Source organism: Candidatus Obscuribacterales bacterium, assembly GCA_036703605.1.
In the GTDB taxonomy this organism is placed as follows: domain Bacteria; phylum Cyanobacteriota; class Cyanobacteriia; order RECH01; family RECH01; genus RECH01.
This window is the reverse complement of record DATNRH010000005.1, coordinates 1-2,139: the sequence shown is the minus strand read 5'-3', so window position 1 is coordinate 2,139 and position 2,139 is coordinate 1. Positions and strand designations below refer to the sequence as shown.

2 protein-coding genes are annotated in these 2,139 nt (G+C 52.7%); both read right to left on the bottom strand.

Going from position 1 to position 2,139, the window contains the following annotated elements:
- Positions 1-1,208: EAL domain-containing protein (locus tag V6D20_00170; protein HEY9814212.1), on the bottom strand; the 1,208-nt coding region annotated here is incomplete at its 3' end.
- Positions 1,209-1,633: 425 nt separating this feature from the next.
- The coding region (locus V6D20_00165; GenBank protein HEY9814211.1) for a hypothetical protein at positions 1,634-2,139 on the bottom strand (506 nt) is incomplete at its 5' end.

The window sequence follows — 2,139 nt, the reverse complement described above, 5'->3', positions numbered from 1 at the left end:
TCCTCGTCGTACAGGTTATGTACTGATAAATTAATGCCAATTTTGCTTTCGTCCCCAATGTGCATGGAAAATGCGCCTGCCACTTGAGTTACGAAGTGGGTGATCGGACCAATCAGCGAGGTGTTTTCTACCTTAGGCATGAATTGGCCTGGCGGGATCAACTTACCATTATCTCCACGCCAGCGGATCAGCCCTTCACATCCGCAGACACATCCGTCAGACAAGCGAATCTTGGGCTGGTAATGCAGATCAAACTCCCTCTCAGCGAGAGCATCTCGCACCCGTCCAATCAATTTGAAAGAATCTAAAGAGCGCTGATCGAATGTTGGACTGAAGTGTGTATGCCCTCGCCGCTGTCTAACCGACGTTAAAAGCGCAACACGGGCCTCTCGAAGAAGCTCTGCTGGGGTCTTATCGCCTCGTTGCGCGATAGCACTACCGATTGCCAATTGGACACGCACAGGCACCCGCTCAATCAAGTGACTCTCTTCACCGACTTCGAGCAACCTTTTGCTGATAGTGTCGAGATCACCTGGCCTGACATCGAGCACGACCAAGGCCACTTCATCGGGACTGATGCGGTAGACCTGCCCCCCTCCACGGACCTGCTGGCTAATCCGTTGACTCACCGCAATGATCAGATCATCCGCAGCCTGTAGTCCTAGGGCTTCAATAACGTCAGCCATATCGGTAATCTTCACCTTGATTAGCCCGGTTGATACGACTGGCAGAGGCATCGCGGACAAAATGTCATGGAGGTCTTCACTGAGGGCAACCTGATTGGCTAGCCCTGAATGCTGTTCGGTGCGTGCGACGTCCCGATGGCTCAGGAAAGCCTGGCGCCTGGACTCAAAAAGCCAGCCCGCGATACCGCCAAGTAGCAGATAAAATGCTATTCGCAAAAGATAATTCGTGGGAGTTTGTTCGATACCCAAGTGTGTATCGAGGGGCATGACCGCCATTGCAATGCCTGCTGAAAGGGCAGTGATCAAGCCGCCCGGTAAGGTATACCAACAGGCAGCGAGCAAAACGGGAACTAGCATCATATAGGGATAGGCATATGCCGTCCCTCCGGTGGCGTAGACAATCCCAGTTCCTAGTCCTAGCATCAGTACGATCATGCCACTTTGAGTGACATGGCGACTCGCCAGCATCATCCCTACTCGCTGAGGCCTGCCCATCACCTTCAGTAGACGAGTTATTTCCATGGTCTGCCACCTTAATTCAATGCGCCTAGTCTTATCAAGGATAGTCGAAAACCACCGATTGGTCATACCAGAATAATGGAAAGTACTAAGATAAAGTTATGACCCCATAGATGATCCAGAGCTATGACAAGCTTAGTATCATGCATAATGCTTTTATTTCAATATGTTGGGATGGCCTGGAGCCTCAGGTGCCGTACCCCCTCGGACATTGATCGGCCTCTGAAGATAGACATGCCACAACCTCGGGGGCTCGACCGCCGAAGCGTGAAGGCCCTATTTCCTCTCGCCAGCGAGTGCCTGAATTCGCATCTCAACAATCGCATGACGCGTTTTCCCACAATATTGGGATTGACAGGTGGCGTGGCGTGGCGAATTTTCGCCCTAACCAACCATAGCTAGGACCAACGACCTCCACCGATGCCGATTCACAAACGGCGAGGCAGATCGTAAAAGTGACTTTCCACCGGCATGGTGTGTCGACGCCGACCCGTCATCACCCAATGCCACTTTTCGGGTTGCCGAATGCGCGGGTTACGTCGCACGTCGTCAAACTCCCCATCGGTCAGTACCACAATGGCGTCAAACTCCTTTTCCGCACTCAGGCTTCCAGCATGGTCCAATACCGCATCGATATTGGTGCCTCCAAGCCGATAGTTGAATTTTCCTGTCTCAATCTCGTGCTTCTTCACACCATCGGAAAAGGAGTGCAAGGCGATCTCGAAGCGCTCGGGCGACATGTTGGTTACCAGGGAAAAGAAGCGCTTCGACTCACTGGTGCAGCTATAGGACGTGTCCAGGTACACGCACAGCTTGAACTTTCCCTTTCCTCTTGGCGGGATCCGCTTCTTGCGCTTTGGCGGCAACACCACATCATCCCCCAGCATGAGCTGTGCATGAGCAAAGCGGCGATGATAGCCTGCCCAATGCGTGG